Consider the following 16,474-nt stretch of genomic DNA (forward strand, 5'->3'; position numbering starts at 1 on the left):
GACAGCTGTACTGGGACTCCCGGAGAAAATTCGTCGCCGTCTGCGGACAACCAATGGCGTGGAACGGCTAAACGAAGAGATTCGCAGACGTGAACGCGTGATCCGCATCTTCTCGAACCGCGAATCAGCGATTCGCCTGATCGGCGCTCTACTCATGGAGATAGACGAAGCATGGACAACGGGGCGCAGATATCTCGATATGGAGGCGTATTGGGCATGGAGAGAACAGCAAGCATCATCCGCACAAACCGCAAAGGTGCACACGCTACGGGGATAACGGGAGGAGCTGTGGTGCGGTGAACACCGCAGGTGAAGGCTTTGCCCCTTCGTTCCTTATCATCGACCGGCGAAGCGCCTCTTGATGGAGCGACGACGGGACATATTTGATTTGCCGAGGCAAAGCCGTCAAAGGCGGCACGTCGAAACTCAGCACATTCTACATGTAGGGGCAATTTACACACAAATTCGGACTTGACCTAAAGAACTGCACCGCAAGCCGAGTGGCCTACGGCGCAGCCTTGAGTTTCGTCTTGTTGGAAGTTAACCCAGAATGGAAAGATCATCCCCAGGATACGAATTTGAAGCGTTTTGTGTTTGAATCACGGTAGTTGTTCCGCTCTGCGACTGCGTCGTACCTGTCGAACCGTCCGCTTGTTGTCCAGAGACGTTCACCACGGCTGCCGACTGCCCTTGGCCGATGGAGCTATCATGTGCACCCTGGATTTGACCAATATTTGTTCCAGTAGACTGCACCTGTGTTACATTGGTTGCACCATTCGCATGTTGGCCCGAGAGATTCGCGACGCCAGCGGCCTGGTGCTGCGCAGTATCGGAACCACTCGTAGAAGATTGGCCCTGACCAATGCCAGACTGATTGATTTGATACTGACCGTCCGTACTGTTATCGCCAATTTGCCCTGTCGAGCCATTCGCCTGTTGAACTCCCACGTTCAGCACGCCAGCGGCCTGTGTCTGATGCGAGTTGGAGTTGACATTCGTCTGATCCTGACCGAAGTCATTCAAATTCGACTGCGACTGATATTGGCCGTTTGCTCCTTCTGCAGACTGCACGCCTACATTTACAGCGCCTCCAATTTGCGTCTGGCTGCGATCCCCACTCAAACCAATTTGCTTTTGGACGGATCCCGTGGATGTCGTCTGAGACTGCATAGTGTCAGTTGAGCCATTGGCAGATTGCAAGTTCACATTTAGGCTGCCGCTAGCCTGGGTTTGTGGTAGGTACCCTCTTCCCACTTGCCCTTGTGACTGTGCTGTCAAGTATGTGTTGGATTGACTCTGAAACGTTCCTGATGCCCCTTGAGCCGACTGTCCATCCAGATTCGCCACACCACTGGCCTGCGTTTGTGTAGCCATGCCTCCAACAGCTTTTTGCTGTTGTGTTGCATTGTTGTTATCTCCCTGTTCTTGCAATGTATCAGTCGATCCATCCGCTTGCTGGCCGCTAAGGTTCACATTCGTATCTAACTGTTTTTGCTCTGCACCTGAGATCACACTGTTTTGAGTCTGTGCACTTCCTGTGCTAGTGGTTTGAGCTTGATCGCTCCCCATGGCTCCTTCTGCGGACTGGCCGTCGGCTGTGAAAACTGCTGTCTTTTGGCTTTGCCCAGTGATTGAAAACAAACTGCCTTGCGTTTGCTGAGCCGTAGTTTGATTTTGTTGTCCTTGAAATACATCCAGCGATCCATCCGCACGCTGGCCGGTCAAGGTATGGTTGACAAACGACTGTGACTGCTGTCCGAAGATAGATGCGCCAAGTTGCTGAGATTGTGCAAGCCCCGTATCATTAGCTGACTCCTGTGTGTTGTAACCCGCGACACCTGTTGCATCATTTGCGGACTGCACAGATTTCGTTGTGTTGAGCGCTTGCTGGTTTTGTCCGGAAAGCAACGTCCATTTTCCTGTCTGTGATTGAGCAACAGATGTTGCACCGGACTCTTGTTGGCCAACATCTGTCGATCTATTTGCACTTTCTGTCGCAGCTGTTACTCCACGATACGTAGCCGTTTGCTGGCTTCCTTCCGATGATGTGTTGCCCTGCGACTGTGCAACCGCCGTACCTGGATCCTGAAGCGTTCCATTTCCGTAGTCTTGCTGCTGTACAACACCATCTGCTCCGTTTGCCGACTGGCTTAACACGTTTTTCTGCGTAACACTTTGCTGCTGTGGACTAACGCCAGCAAACGCCATCGGAGAAGCAATAGCCAAAACCGTCACTGCCGCTGCCACTGTCATACCCGCCTTGCCCTTTCCGTTCATCAACGCTTTTTTCCTCCCTAATAATTGCTCTTTATATGGGAACCTCATGTACATACGAATGATCTACAAGAGGATTCCTCCACCCTTAACCCCACGGAGGTTCGCGCTGATGATCCGGCAAAACACAACCGTGGTTTGCGCCGGAGTTGTTGTCGATCTCTATCTTGTCTGTCTTTTAACCCAGCCGCTCTGAATCTATTCTCACATCACAATCCTTTAGACCGATCCCGCTGAAAAATTTTTCTCCCCGTCCGCCGACGCCCGCATCACCACCGCAAAGGTGAAATATCGCCCGTTCTGAGTTTTGCCGGACAACCTACTTTCCATACGTTGTTTGTAAAATTTTCAGTCATGGGTTTAGCAGAAGCATATTTGCGAAAAGCTGTTCATCAAATAGACAGACTTGAAGTCATAGAAGCAGATACAGACTCAAACAGTGAGGGTGAAAATGGGTGATTAGAAGTTTGGGGATTACGATTGCCGCATCGTTCGCGGGGCTTGCAGGCGGCTATGTGACTGTCCACGCGGCGACACAATCGCAGAATCAAAATGCATTCAGTCAACAGTATCAGGGCATTCAGAGTGGCAATAGCAACAGCTTAGAATCCGCCGCACAAACTTCCGCCATATCAGGAACGCAAATCTTGCAGCTCCCTACTCAATCCACCGCAACCCCTTCCACAAGTTACCATGGATATCAAGCGGTTGCGCAAGAAAGCTCCATCGGTACACAGAATGCTAGCTCATCCGAGATTCAACAAACACAAACCATCGGTACAACCGAAAGTCAGAATCAAGAGATCCCCCTTGATGAAAACGTACAACCTTTTCTGTCAGGATCACATGATTCCCCCGCTACATCCGTCGATCAATTCGCCGGTTACGCTGTTTTTGATGCATCTGGAAACATGATAAGCGACACATTCGGAAATTTAGGTAACGGAGTTCAACACTTCGACGACTTTCAACCCAATATTCCTGTCGTGCTAGTTGTTCGTGCAGTTGATAAACAAGGCAACCCGATTGCCAACCCTTCCGCAGCTAGAATTCACTTTCATTCCAATAACCCTGACGGACAAGTGAGTGTTATGGGCAAAGATGTGCATAGTCTGTACATGCCAATGGGTTCACTTGGTGTGCCGTTTATATACACAAATTTAGGAAGACAAGCGGGATTTGATGTGATTGACGCTGAAGTTCTGCGAAACTGGTCTACTGCCGCTTCCATCTGTACTCAAGGCTGGACAGAACCGTCATCCTCAAGTACCTGGTCGCAGACGTCATCCTGGTGGTACTGGGCCTACCGCCGTTCAAAAGGTTCGCAACAGACCGTCGCCGGCTACGCCGTCTTCGATTTAAATGGCAATCGCCTCAGCGACAGTTTTGGCAGTATGAGTAACGCAACAGCACATTTTGACTGCTTCCAGCCCAACCAATCTACCATTTTAATTGTCTGTGCGGTTAACTCGGCCGGTATGCCCATTGTCAGTCCAGATAATTGCTATGTGAACTTATACTCCAACAATCCGAACGGCACCATATCCGTTGGGGGACACCCAGCTTACGGTATTGAAGTTCCTGAAGGCTCCTACGGTGTGCCATTCGTCTATACAAACGCAGGAAATTCACCAAGTTATGACGTGATCGATGCCAGAATATGCAATCCAGGTGTCGTGATCAAATCTGCGTCAAGCCCTTTTGTCCCGACACCCGGTACAGCCATACAAACCGCTGACGTAAATGCGTCACAACAAGAAAGTGCCACGGTGAGTACGCCAGCGATTGCTGTTCAAAGTGAGATGACAAATGTAGGAAGCTCACAAACACAGTCGTTCAGCGGGACGACATCTGATACCCAAACGCAATCCAATGGTAGTATCACAAAGCAAACTCAACAAATTTCGACGAACGGACCCGTAAGTTTCAACCAAATTCAGTCATCAAACACCAGCACATCTCAAGTGCAGTCTACGACGATGTCTTCTCCAGGTAACGAACCTGGTACGACAATGACAATTGCCATGAACCAGCTGCAAGCAATACAACCTTCCGACTTGTCATCGTCTGCAGAATCAAATACAGGAAGTCCAATCGTGCAAACATACGCAAGCGGTTCAAATGCCACGGCAAGTGCCGACCAATCTCAATCGGCAAGTTTTCAAGTGGCTTCGGTTACGAATCTCTATGTGACGCAGAACGCGACAGCATCGACATCAGGAGTACTACTTTCGGAAGGAATAGAAGTCGACTTATCATCCACAGGAAACTCCACCGCAAACACCGGAATTTTGAACGTCTATGTCAATGGACAGTTCTTTCATACGTATGACTGCAATGGAACCGTAACCGTCGCGGAGCACCAATCGGCAACTCCTGTGAATCCAAATATACCCACAGGAGACAGTGTGGACGGCCCCAATGACAACAGTACATTGAGCGTTGAACAGGGCCAGAGTGCCCAACCCAGCAGCGCTTCGCAACCCAGCAGCGCTTCGCAATCCAGCGGCGCTTCGCAATCCAGCAGTGCTTCGCAATCCAGCGACACTGCACAATCCAGCAGTGCTTCGCAATCCAGCGACACTGCACAATCCAGCGGCGCTTCGCAATCCAGCGGCGCTTCGCAATCCAGCGGCGCTTCGCAATCCAGCAGCGCTTCGCAATCCAGCGGCGCTTCGCAATCCAGCGGCGCTTCGCAATCCAGCGGCGCTACACAATCCAGCGGCGCTTCGCAATCCAGCAGTGCTTCGCAATCCAGCGACACTGCACAATCCAGCAGTGCTTCGCAATCCAGCGACACTGCACAATCCAGCGGCGCTTCGCAATCCAGCGGCGCTACACAATCCAGCGGCGCTACACAATCCAGCGGCGCTGCACAATCCAGCAGTGCTCCGCAATCCAGCGGCGCTTCGCAATCCAGCAGCGCTGCACAACCCAGCGACACTGCACAATCCAGCGGCGCTTCGCAATCCAGCGGCGCTTCGCAACCCAGTGGGGCCAATCAGCCTACGCCAGGGAACTCCGGTTCCTCATCCCAAATGTCTCAGGAGTCAGTTTCCAGCAGCGCAACGTTAACCTTCGGCCAAAACGGCCAACAAGTAACCGTACAACTTCCGTAATGCAAAAAACGCCGGTATGAGACGCTTGCCTCATACTGGCGTTCTAAGTTGCAGTGACTGAAGATTACTCACTCTGCGCCGTGTTCGCATCCCCATCTCGGAAATTTGGCTTTGCAAAGGCACTTCGTACTCCCCAGACGTAAAACAGCAAGGCCGAAATGGCCACGACCACCATGTCGACCCCGTACGGGATGACGTTGCTGCCGCCAAACTGCTTACTCCCTAGGAATGAAATCAAAGCCATCCATAGGAAGTAGCCAATTAGCCAGATACCGGAGCGGAGGTGGCGACCTATATCCTGCCAACCACCTTTAGCCATGTAATAAAAGTAAATTGGCAATCCGATCACGATGACCACAATCACTTCTCCGGTCAACGGCCATTGCGCCCAGTACAAAATGAGCGACGCAAAGATGAACGCGATTGGAGCGATGATGGACATCCCCCGAACCTTTACCGGTCGCTTGACAGCGTCACCCATACGCCGGAACGCAATCACCGAAATCGGACCGGTCACGTAGGAAATAAGCGTCGCCACGGAGATGACTCCGGACAACTCGCCCCACCCACGAAACATCAGCATGAAGATGTACGCAATCACAAGGTTCAGCCACATGGCCGCACGCGGCACTCCATACAGAGGATGAATGCGGCCAAAGACCTCAGGGAAGTACCCGTTCTGCTGCATGCCATGCACCATGCGTGCGGTTGTTGCCGTGTAGGTGATGCCCGTACCCGATGGAGATACGAAGGCATCCAGGAAGAGGACAATGGCCAACCAGTTGACGCCAAGCGACAAGGCGAGGTCAGCGAATGGCGAGTTCAGATTCAATCCAGCCCATCCGTGCGTCAACATGTTGCCACGCACAGCTCCAATGAACGCGGTCTGCAATAGAAGGTAGATGACACCGGCCAAGAGCACCGATCCAATGACGGCCAGTGGAATATTCCGGCTCGGATTACGCGCTTCCCCGGCCAGGTTCACGGGACTTTGGAAGCCATTAAAAGCAAAGATAACGCCAGATGTCGCAATTGCAGTCAGCACGCTGGACCAGCCATTGGGCGTGAAGCCGCCGTACTGCGTGAAGTTCTGCCCGTGAAACCCCGCAACCATTAAGCCGATTACGGTCAAAGTCGGGATGATGAATTTGAAAACCGTGATGAGTGTATTGGAACGCGCAAATATCTTTACCGTCCAATAATTTAAGAAAAAGTAAATCAGCACAAGTATACCCGCCAACACGAGCCCGGGTGGCGTTAACGTTTTATTGTGATACAACCCATGCGCCCATGCTGCCCAATGCCACGGCCAGGAACTCATATATTGGATGGACGCCTCTGCTTCGACCGGAATAACCGAAACGATGGCAATCCAGTTGGCCCACCCAGAAAGAAATCCTACGAACGAACCGTGTGAATAGTGTGCGTAGCGAACCATGCCGCCCGATTGTGGAAACATTGAGCCTAATTCTGCATACGTGAGGCCAATGAGCAAAATGACGATCACGCCTAATATCCAGGCGACAAGTGCACCAGGACCAGCCACTTTAGCGGCTTTCCAGGCACCAAACAGCCAGCCCGAGCCAATAATGGAACCTAGGCCTGTCATCGTCAAGGCCAGTAGGCCAATGTCTCGCCGCATGCCTTTCTCCATGCGATCCCTCCTTAACAAAATACAATCCCGGTTGAGGCTACTCGGACATGTTATCCACTTTTTGTGAATCCGATTACAACAAATGGACTCCGGCTTCTCTCGATAGTAATGAAGAATGAAGCCCTACAAGCACACATCCCCAACCTAATGAATTTTATGATGAAGAAATCGGGCCAATTTGTCAACGTAGATACTTATTGGGTTTACAATCCAAATCACGCGCACAAATGGTTATCGTAATTTTTTGTATTTTTAAATGTATACTCAAGTTACACGCGTTGGGTAGGCATATTTCGACAAAACTTCTCATTGATACTCCTTTCTGTAAGGGTTAGGATCCTATATGAAAGCGGTTTCTGACCACTTTCGTGAAATCTGAGGGAGGGAAACTTGATGGCTGTCAATCAAGTGGGTAGCTCACTGCATCCGAACGTGATCAATTTCTTACAAGGTACAAAGGAATTGTTTATCGATGGTCGGTTTGTCCCTTCGTCGTCCGGAAAAACATTTGAAACGCTGAATCCAGCGACAGAAGAAGTGCTCGCTGTCGTCTCGGAAGCCGAAGCGGCCGATATCGACAAAGCGGTGAAAGCTGCACGACGAGCGTTCGACGAAGGACCATGGTCAACCATGAGTGGAGCCGAACGCGGACGCCTCATTTACAAATTGGCCGATTTAATGGAAGAACATCGGCTGGAACTTGCCCAGTTGGATACTCTGGATAACGGTAAACCCATTCGGGAAACGACGAATGCAGACGTCCCTCTTGCCATTGAACATTTCCGATACTACGCCGGCTGGGCTAGCAAAGTCGTCGGTCAGACCATACCTGTCGCAGGACACTACTTGAACTACACGCGGCACGAACCAGTTGGCGTCGTCGGCCAGATCATCCCATGGAACTTCCCACTCCTCATGGCAGCATGGAAGCTGGGAGCGGCTTTGGCGATGGGCTGTACCGTCGTTCTCAAGCCAGCGGAGCAAACACCGCTTTCCGCCCTCTACCTCGCGACACTCATTCAAGAAGCTGGGTTTCCCGATGGGGTGGTCAATGTCGTCCCTGGATTCGGTGAGACTGCCGGTGCCGCTCTTGTCGATCACCCGCAGGTCGATAAAATCGCATTCACCGGATCGACCGAGGTTGGCAAGTTGATTATGCGCCAGGCATCCCAGACCCTAAAGCGCGTTACATTGGAGTTAGGCGGCAAATCACCGAACATCATTCTGCCCGATGCCGACCTGTCGCGCGCAATCCCTGGTGCGTTGATGGGCATCATGTTCAACCAAGGGCAGGTTTGTTGCGCAGGATCGCGTCTGTTCGTCCAAAAGAAGGCTTACGATCATGTGGTCGCCGATCTTGTTTCCTTGGCAAAAAATATCCATCAAGGCGTCGGTATTCAGCCGGATACCGAGATGGGGCCTCTTGTCTCGGACGAACAGCAAGACAAGGTTTTGCGCTATATCGAGAGTGGTGTGAGCGACGGCGCGGAGTTACTCGTCGGCGGCGGTCGGCCCACAGACCAAGGTTACTTTGTCTCCCCTACGATTTTCGCCAATGTGCGTGATGACATGACGATTGCCAAAGAGGAAATTTTCGGGCCCGTCGTGGCTGCCATGCCATTCGACGATCTCGACGAAGTGATTCGCCGTGCAAACCGTTCCGATTACGGTCTGGCTGCGGGGCTGTGGACGGAGAACGTCCGCAATGCTCACTACGTCGCAAGCAAATTAAAGGCGGGAACGGTGTGGGTGAACTGTTATAACGTCTTTGATGCGGCAGCGCCATTTGGAGGCTACAAGCAGTCGGGCATCGGTCGCGAAATGGGATCATACGCATTGAACAACTACACAGAAGTCAAAGACGTGTGGATCAATTTGCAGTGACGCTTTGATCTCGGCCAAAAGGCCCCGCTGATGGCGAGGCCTTTTTCCTTGGGAATGGTTTTATTGTACTGGCTTGAGATGTTGCATGACAATCGCTGCAGATTGATAGTTGGCAGGGCCAGGAGTGATCCAAAGATTTGCCTTGGTTGGCCAGCCTGTGTAATTCGTATCGTTGTACTCGTACCAGTACGCTCCCGTCAGCAACGGAATGACCGGCAACTTGTCTGCGGCGATCCGCTCAATCTTGTACATGGCCTGCTTCTGTTTGGCCAGGTCCGTAGTTGACGCGAACTCGTTGAGCGCTTGATCGACTTGCGGATCCTTAAAGCCCTCGACGTTAAACGACCCATTCGAATCGAGCATGTCGTAATATGCCAAATACGGCGTTGGACCCGAGTTCGTCCAGGAAATGGCGAGATCGTACTTGCCGACTTGAACACCGTTTGCGGACGCGGTGGGCGCGATGTTTGAATAGTACGTCCCGAAGTTCACCTGGTTAATCGTGATTTTGATGCCTATCTTGGCGAGATCCTGCTGGATCAACAAGCAATCCTCGTCCCAATCGCTCCACCCAGAGACCACCTCAAGCGAGAAGTTGAGCTCCTTGCCGTTTTTCGCGTAAATGCCATTTGCGTCTTTGCGAAAACCGGCAGCTTGCAACAGTTGCTGGGCCTTCGCATCGTTGACCGCCGGGAACTTGAGGTACGATTGGGACAAGCTCGGATCGAGCCAGCTTTTGTAGTTGGGCAATGGAAGGCTGATAGGGTTGCCAACAGCTTCGTAGCCGGTTTCCCCAAGGGTGGAGAGCTTGTTTCGATCAATCGCCAAACTGATAGCCTCGCGAACGTTATAGTTGGCCAAAAGTGGGTTGGTCAGATTCGGATACAGCTCGACTTCGTTATCGGGCGGGAAGTAGTAGTGGTTGTGCGGATTTGCCGCAACGTATGTCTTCTGCACATTCGGAATATCCAAGTTGCCATATTGCACGTTGCCTTGTGCTAGGGCCAAATCTGCGCTACTGTTGCTCGTGAAAGCGGGATAGTCGAGTTCAGGTACCTTGGGTGCGCCGAGATAGTAATTTGGGTTTGCTTTAAATTTGTAGTCCTGCGAAGAAAAATATGAGACGATGAAGGGACCGGTCCCAATGGCCTTATCCCAAGTGATTTTGGCCTTCGCGGGATCGCCCAGAGAAGCCCACTCGTGTTGTGGCAAAATGTAGGTTGAACCCAGCACATATTGCTCCGCAAATGGGACGTTCACCGTTTTAAAGGTGAAGACGACTTGATAGTTGCCTACAGCCTTGACGCTCGCGAGATGTTGCCAAACACCATTGGCGTCCGCATCCGGGTACTTTTTCATGGCATTAAACGTGAACACGACGTCTTGTGCGGTAAATGCCTTCCCATCGGTCCACTTTGCATTGTGTCGAAGATTCACGGTCAACGTCTTATTGTCGCTTGAAAAGTGATAGCTCGTTCCAAGCAAGTCGAAGGTATGACCGCTGACCGCATCAAAGTAGAATAGTGTCTCGTATACATTGCCCAGCGTTCCGGCCAAATTGCCAGACGCATATGGGTTGAAGTTATCTGCGTAGGTTCCTTGCGGACTGGTGCAGACAACCAGCGGCGGCAACGTCTTGGCCGTTGCCGTGGCTGCTGGAATCGCAAAGCCAGCAACTGTGACAGCCGAAGTGGCCAATAAAACTGATAATCTTTTCTTATCCATACATTTCAACCCCCCTGAATTCGTATACAAGCAATCACACCAATCAAAGTTCGTATCGTCACTGCATTGGCCGGGGCCCTTTGTCCCGCAGGCTGAAATCCCCCCTCCAAGAGCAAGCGCTTTCATTTAGCTTAAACGTTAAAGCTAACATACACTTTCCTCTTCTTAGATGCAAGACATTTACTGATTGTCAAGGGATATTGTGGAGGTCGATTCGCGTGGTACGAAGCGAACCGGCAGTATCACAGGGCACTTGTACTCTCGCCCGTCCAGCTTGGCGATGAGCATGGAAGCAGCCTCCCGCCCGGCACGGTAAATATCGTGGTGCACCGTTGTTATCGATGGCCGCACATACTTGGAGAAGTCGGCATCATCAAACCCAATCACGGACATATCGTCCGGAACACGAAGCCCGCGTTCATGCAGATACTCTATCGCACCAAGGGCCATGATGTCGGTCGACGCAAAAATCGCCGTCGGCCGGACGCCACGTGTCAAAATGGCATGTATCGCCAACGCCCCGCCTTCACGGCTGTTCTCGCCCGTCGCACAAAGCCGCCGATCCAATGACAACCCAAGTTCAGCGTGCATACAACGAAAGATGCGGTACCGTTCACACACATACTCATAACCAAGCGGGCCCAGCAAATAGCCCATGCGGCGGTGTCCCAAGCGATAGACATGATTGATCGCTTCTCGAATCCCACGATTCGTATCCGAAATGACGTAATCACGCAGCATCGGATCGCCGCCTCTCCCCAAGGCGACAAACGGCATGCGAATTCTTTTGAAATACTGTACATATTCGTCGTTGTTTTTCAGCTCTGTGAGCACAAGTCCGTCGATCCGTTGACGCACAGAGTCGCTCAAGCCGTCCGAATAAATGATGGACACGACATAGCCATACTGTAGCGCCACTTCCGTCATTCCGCGAAGCGCTTCGGCGAAATACGAATCCGATAATACGCGTGGTGAAGCGGGGATGAAGAGTCCTATCGTATACGTGCGGCGCTTGACGAGGGCCCGTGCAGACATGTTGGGCGTGTACTGCAATTCCTCGACAGCCTGTAACACTCGCCGCCTCGTCTCATCACTGATGCGGTTGGTTCCATTTAACACGTTCGATACAGTGGTTGGCGTGACACCAACTGCTCTCGCCACATCTTTAATCGTAACTTTTTTACGCATGGTTTTCAGTCCCTAGTAAATCACGGAATGGAACGCTGTCTACTACGGTGCCAGCTTCGAGAAAATCCGTCAAGTTCGCCACCGCACCAGATACGAATAACCGAGTCTTGACACGAGCGGTTGAAAACGATTTCATCTTGGTGAGAGAAGGTTCCCTGCCACCGCCATTCTGAGTAAGGGGGAATCGAAGCTATGGACTGGTTCCAATTGCGTTACTTCATGCGCGCCGCCGAATTAGAAAACGTCAGCAAGGCGGCTGAAGAACTTTCCGTTTCGCAACCAGCCCTCAGCCGGGCCATCGCAAAACTGGAAGAGGAACTCGCTGCCCCCTTGTTTATTCGAGAAAGCCGCGGCGTTCGCCTTACTCCGTACGGCAAGACATTTTTGCCCTACGTTCAACGCGCGTTCGCAGAGCTTGCGCAGGGGCAAGAGGCTGTGCGCGCACTGGTGAATCCGAGCCATGGCGTGCTCCATATTGGACTTATCTATTCTTTGGGAACACGATTTTTGCCCGAGCTCATCCACGCGTTTAGCCAAGACGAACCCAAGATTTCTGTCCAATTAATCGAGTCGCCAACGCGCGGTTTACTGGAGTGTCTCGAACGAGGCGATATTGACATTGCGTTCTGCTCACCAGGGGACGACTTCCGTCACTTAGAGCGAATCGAAGTACTGCGGGAAGATTTGGTGTTTATCGTACCGAAGGAGCATAAATGGGCGGGCCATGAGCGAGCCGCACTGATAGAGGGCAAGGACGAGCCATTCGTTATGTATAGTAAGGAAAGTGGTATTCGCGCAATGATTATGCGATACTGCAAAATAGCAGGTTTTACACCGAAAATCGTCATGGAAGGCATCGAGGATTTGACGGTAGCAGGCTTGGTTGCAGCGGGCCTGGGAATTGCCATCGTGCCATACAACCGCCATTTGCTTCAACTTCCTATTCACGTCGTGCATATCGACATACCCAAGTGCTTTCGTGCCGTGAGCATGGTTTGGCGAAAGCACCAACTGCTCACGCCAGCAGCCCGTAAATTCGTAAACTTCGTCACGCAGCACCGAGCCGAGTTATGTCCACAGCAAAACTTGCCCAATACGCCTTTCGAGTAACAGGAGGAGCTACTCATGGAAATTCGTTGTTTTTTCCTTTCCCCACTGCGTTCATGTTGCTATATCATGGCCGAATCATTTGAAAAAGGGGCAAAGGCGGTCGTGATCGATCCAGGAGATCTTCATCTTGACCCAGTTTTTGAGTTTGTTGATAACACAGGCCTCCAAGTGGTTGCCAACTGGAACACACACGCCCACTTCGATCACATCATAGGTGTCGATGTTCTGCGCGATCGCTACGGCATTCCTGCTTGGGTGCATGAAGCGGATGCTCCAGTCTGGGCGAAGGCACATGTGGCGCATGAGCAGTTTCTTGGCGCATCGGCGCCAGCCGTGGCAAAGCCGGATCAATACATGCACGACGGTGACACGCTGACGCTGGGCACCGAGACATTCACAGTCTGGCACACGCCAGGCCATTCGCCGGGCAGCGTCTGTTTGGTAGGGAACGAGATTGTCTTTTCAGGCGATACCCTATTCGCTGGTACTATCGGACGAACAGACTTGGAAGGCTCAAGTCCGGAAGATATGCGGCAATCGCTTGCGCGTATTCTGGATTGGCATGACGATTTGATGATTTACCCAGGACACGGCGTGCCGACAAAGATGGCTGTGGAACGGCAGAACAATCGATTTTTGCGCGAGATTGCCAGCCGTTTCTCGTGAGATTACCCGTGGACCCGTGACGAGAAAGTCAAAGGGCGTCCCTTTTGCTTGGAGGTTTTTGGCACCTTTATATATGGAGTCCACGTTGAATCCCATCAACAATTCCATGATTGCGACCGCACTCGTTCCGATTGCAACACGCATACACGTTTCCGTCGCGCAAGTCACAGTACTCGTGACCGTTCTCTACCTCGCAAGCGCGATCGCCCAACCCACCTCGGGAAAACTCGCAGCGGAATTCGGTCCGAGGCGGATCTTTCTCTCTGGCATCCTCTTGGTCCTTTTTGGAGGTCTGTTAGGTGGCTTAGGGCGCAACCTAGCCATGTTGATTTTCTCGCGCATCCTGATTGGTATTGGCACTTCTCCTGCCTATCCATCTGCAATGCTTTTGATTCGGCGTCATGCCGTATGGTAACCAAACGGCGTTATATATACAGGTTTCAACTAAACATATGGGGCTGGTACGCAAATCCGCTTTCATTGACGGATGAATGGCCAGCCCCGTTTGGGGAATTACATATAGTTTGGCGTCACTCCCAAAAGTCTGCTAGATTCAATCATCCAGTGTACGTTGCCTGCGCGTCATGACCACACGCGACATGTTACAATGAATTCGAACGAGGGATGGGACGGCTGCCTGCAGAAGCTTGTTCCATGGGTGCGATTGGATCGAGATCGGTTAGCAAAAAAGCATAACTGAATATGCCGATGACGAGCACGCCGGCCGCGCAGAGAAAAGCATCCATGAAAGAACCTGTCGCTTGCACAATGAACCCAGTGACAATAGGTGCAACAATGCCCATGGCGTTATTTCCAAACGTGAGGAAACCGGTTAGGACGCCAACTGTACCACGCGGGGCAATGAACGTCGGCACACTATACGCAACCGAAGAGGTACATACGAGCGAACCTAGCGCCAAAGATATCCACAAAACCGCCCACCCCGCGGAGTGCACATAGGCGGCCCCAATAACGGATAATCCAAGCAGGAGACCAATAACCAGAACCGCTTTACGCACCCGCAAAGGGTTACGTCCGCGGCGAATCAGCGCATCCACGAGTATACCGCCCACCAGCATCTCGGCCAGGAACCCGACGAGCCATGGCACCGCCGCGTACCAACCTGTTTTTAAAACGGTCAAGTGCATTTGGTCTTCCAGATAACCAGGCAGCCAGGATAAAAAGAGCCACCAGGAATATCCGTAAGCCGCAAAGCCAATAAAGACACCCCAAACCTTCTTGAACCGAAGCAAATACACTAAATTGCTCCAAGTGCCACCGACGGCCTCACCTTCAGCTTGGCTTCCTCCCGCCTCAATGTACTTGCGTTCTTCTGACGAAAGCCGCTGATCCTCGCTTGGATTGCGATACATCGCCCAAAAGACGATGACATAGACAATGCTGAGGGCGCCAGTCGCAATGAAGCCCCCGCGCCAGCCCCAGGCCGTGACGGCCCAGGCGAGCAAAGGAGCCCCAATGGCACTAGCCAGTTTGGACTCTGAATCGTATAGAGATACCGCACGGGCGCGCTCAGCAACGGGAAACCAATACGCCGATGCCTTGGTTGCGGCTGGAAAATACGGCGCCTCACCAAACCCAAGTAGCACGCGTGCGAATAAAAGCAACCCCTGCCCCGTGGCCGCCGCCGTGGTGAAACATGCAATCGACCACAACAACATCCCCAAACGAATAACCCATTTCACGCCGACCTTATCGAGCAGCGCGCCAACCGGAATCTGAAGCAATGCGTAGGACCAACCAAATGCCGATAAGATGATGCCCATTTGCCCGGCTGTCAAGTGAAAGCCCGACTCGATGGGCTTTGTCGCGATCGACATGGTCGAGCGATCCAAGTAGTTGACGATCACGCCAAACGCAATCAGTATGCCAATCCACCAACGTCGATGTTTCATTGCGTCACTCCCCTATTGTGCGTGCTATTACGTTCTGGTCAGTTGTCCTCCATTCCTGCCGAACGCTGATTGAAAGGGCTTACATGCAAGGCGGAAGAAGGGACAACTAGGCGGATCGCCCACGGCACTCCGCAAGCGAACGCAACAGTGCGCTCCACCCACGATGCCCAAAATACTCTAAGGAAACGTAACCCGTGTAGCCCCGACCTTGCAATTCACGCAACACAGCCGTATTGTTGACATCGCCTGTCGGATCGAACACAGACACTGGCTGGCTGCGATACCAACAATCGTGATTCCAGTGATAGTTTTTGCAATGCACATGTGCGATACTTGCATACATCGCGTCTAAAACCTGCAGCGGATCAATGTGATCTGGATTGAAATTGGCCGGATCAAAAATCAATTTGACATCGCAGTCGCGCGTAGCCTCAATCAGCTCCTCAAGCGCATCAAGGTGATCCGCGAACGTCTGATAATGTGTCTCCACCCATAGCTCCATTCCGTCTGCATACGCAATTTTTGCCGCGTGGCGCAAAGCCATCAACGACTCATCCCATAGTTCGGGACTCGTTTTCGCGGACGGAATGTGACCAAAAAACGTCCGTACCGCCTTTGCACCGATTTTACGGCCTATCGCGGCTAGCTGCTGTACCTTCAGAATGTCCTTCTCCCGCTCGGCTGGACCTTGCGAAAAATAGGTATACCCACTTACCACAGGCACTTCAACGCGATTTCCTTCCAATTGCTCGATCAAGCCCTCAAGCGCATTTCGTGATGCGTACGGCTCGAGGTGACCCTCCCACAACTCCAGGCCATCGATGCTGGCACCTTCCCTGCGCCATAGATCGACTTGTTGCAACACCCATTGTACGTCGTGCTCTTTCATACCTGTCGTGCAAACACTCCACTTCATAGCTGCATCCCTCGCTTGTTCGGAG

The 16,474-nt window shown here is 52.0% G+C and carries 12 protein-coding genes; 6 read left to right on the forward strand and 6 right to left on the reverse strand.

Translation table 11 applies throughout. From position 1 onward, the window contains the following. On the forward strand, positions 1-277 hold a 277-nt coding region (locus tag C7445_RS09005), incomplete at its 5' end, for a transposase (RefSeq protein WP_208320879.1). Between the two features lie 263 nt (positions 278-540). Here C7445_RS09005 and C7445_RS09010 read toward each other — a convergent pair. Further along, complete coding sequence (locus C7445_RS09010; protein WP_134159741.1) at positions 541-2,280, reverse strand: serine-rich family protein; 1,740 nt, start codon at positions 2,278-2,280, stop codon at positions 541-543. Between the two features lie 449 nt (positions 2,281-2,729). Here C7445_RS09010 and C7445_RS09015 point away from each other — a divergent pair, with 449 nt between their 5' ends. Further along, on the forward strand, positions 2,730-5,393 hold the full coding sequence (locus C7445_RS09015; protein ID WP_134159742.1) for a hypothetical protein: 2,664 nt from the start codon (positions 2,730-2,732) through the stop codon (positions 5,391-5,393). A gap of 64 nt (positions 5,394-5,457) precedes the next feature. On the opposite strand, the gene C7445_RS09020 is transcribed toward C7445_RS09015, so the two are convergent. Then, entirely contained in the window at positions 5,458-7,047 is a 1,590-nt protein-coding gene (locus tag C7445_RS09020; protein ID WP_134159743.1) for an APC family permease, read from the reverse strand. 393 nt (positions 7,048-7,440) lie between these two features. Here C7445_RS09020 and C7445_RS09025 point away from each other — a divergent pair, with 393 nt between their 5' ends. Continuing rightward, positions 7,441-8,931 (forward strand): aldehyde dehydrogenase family protein, encoded by a 1,491-nt coding sequence (locus C7445_RS09025; protein ID WP_134159744.1) that lies wholly within the window; start codon positions 7,441-7,443, stop codon positions 8,929-8,931. A gap of 60 nt (positions 8,932-8,991) precedes the next feature. Here C7445_RS09025 and C7445_RS09030 read toward each other — a convergent pair whose 3' ends face one another. Continuing rightward, entirely contained in the window at positions 8,992-10,656 is a 1,665-nt protein-coding gene (locus C7445_RS09030; protein ID WP_243835089.1) for an ABC transporter substrate-binding protein, read from the reverse strand. 180 nt (positions 10,657-10,836) lie between these two features. Then, complete coding sequence (locus tag C7445_RS09035) at positions 10,837-11,844, reverse strand: LacI family DNA-binding transcriptional regulator (protein WP_134159745.1); 1,008 nt, start codon at positions 11,842-11,844, stop codon at positions 10,837-10,839. Positions 11,845-12,036: 192 nt separating this feature from the next. Between C7445_RS09035 and C7445_RS09040 the strand changes: the two genes are divergently transcribed. From C7445_RS09040 to C7445_RS09050, 3 genes are all read left to right on the forward strand, one after another. Continuing rightward, positions 12,037-12,954, forward strand: a complete 918-nt coding sequence (locus C7445_RS09040) for a LysR substrate-binding domain-containing protein (RefSeq protein ID WP_134159746.1) — start codon at positions 12,037-12,039, stop codon at positions 12,952-12,954. 66 nt (positions 12,955-13,020) lie between these two features. Next, on the forward strand, positions 13,021-13,620 hold the full coding sequence (locus C7445_RS09045; protein ID WP_134159747.1) for an MBL fold metallo-hydrolase: 600 nt from the start codon (positions 13,021-13,023) through the stop codon (positions 13,618-13,620). An 85-nt stretch (positions 13,621-13,705) separates the two neighbouring features. Further along, entirely contained in the window at positions 13,706-14,035 is a 330-nt protein-coding gene (locus C7445_RS09050; protein WP_243835090.1) for an MFS transporter, read from the forward strand. Between the two features lie 187 nt (positions 14,036-14,222). On the opposite strand, the gene C7445_RS09055 is transcribed toward C7445_RS09050, so the two are convergent. Both C7445_RS09055 and C7445_RS09060 read right to left on the reverse strand, forming a co-directional pair. Then, positions 14,223-15,533, reverse strand: a complete 1,311-nt coding sequence (locus C7445_RS09055; protein WP_134159748.1) for an MFS transporter — start codon at positions 15,531-15,533, stop codon at positions 14,223-14,225. Positions 15,534-15,639: 106 nt separating this feature from the next. Next, a complete protein-coding gene (locus tag C7445_RS09060; RefSeq protein WP_134159749.1) occupies positions 15,640-16,449 on the reverse strand; it encodes a sugar phosphate isomerase/epimerase family protein in 810 nt (269 codons plus the stop codon). Between the last annotated feature and the right edge of the window lie 25 nt (positions 16,450-16,474).

This window comes from Alicyclobacillus sacchari (assembly GCF_004366795.1).
Taxonomy (GTDB): Bacteria; Bacillota; Bacilli; order Alicyclobacillales; family Alicyclobacillaceae; genus Alicyclobacillus; species Alicyclobacillus sacchari.

Excerpts from the sequence above, each read along its gene's own strand:
- C7445_RS09030 (WP_243835089.1), bottom strand. The coding sequence starts at position 10,656 with ATGGATAAGAAAAGATTATCAGTTTTATTGGCCACTTCGGCTGTCACA.
- C7445_RS09035 (WP_134159745.1), bottom strand. The coding sequence starts at position 11,844 with ATGCGTAAAAAAGTTACGATTAAAGATGTGGCGAGAGCAGTTGGTGTC.
- C7445_RS09045 (WP_134159747.1), top strand. The coding sequence starts at position 13,021 with ATGGCCGAATCATTTGAAAAAGGGGCAAAGGCGGTCGTGATCGATCCA.
- C7445_RS09060 (WP_134159749.1), bottom strand. The coding sequence starts at position 16,449 with ATGAAGTGGAGTGTTTGCACGACAGGTATGAAAGAGCACGACGTACAA.
- C7445_RS09040 (WP_134159746.1), top strand. The coding sequence starts at position 12,037 with ATGGACTGGTTCCAATTGCGTTACTTCATGCGCGCCGCCGAATTAGAA.
- C7445_RS09055 (WP_134159748.1), bottom strand. The coding sequence starts at position 15,533 with ATGAAACATCGACGTTGGTGGATTGGCATACTGATTGCGTTTGGCGTG.
- C7445_RS09020 (WP_134159743.1), bottom strand. The coding sequence starts at position 7,047 with ATGGAGAAAGGCATGCGGCGAGACATTGGCCTACTGGCCTTGACGATG.
- C7445_RS09025 (WP_134159744.1), top strand. The coding sequence starts at position 7,441 with ATGGCTGTCAATCAAGTGGGTAGCTCACTGCATCCGAACGTGATCAAT.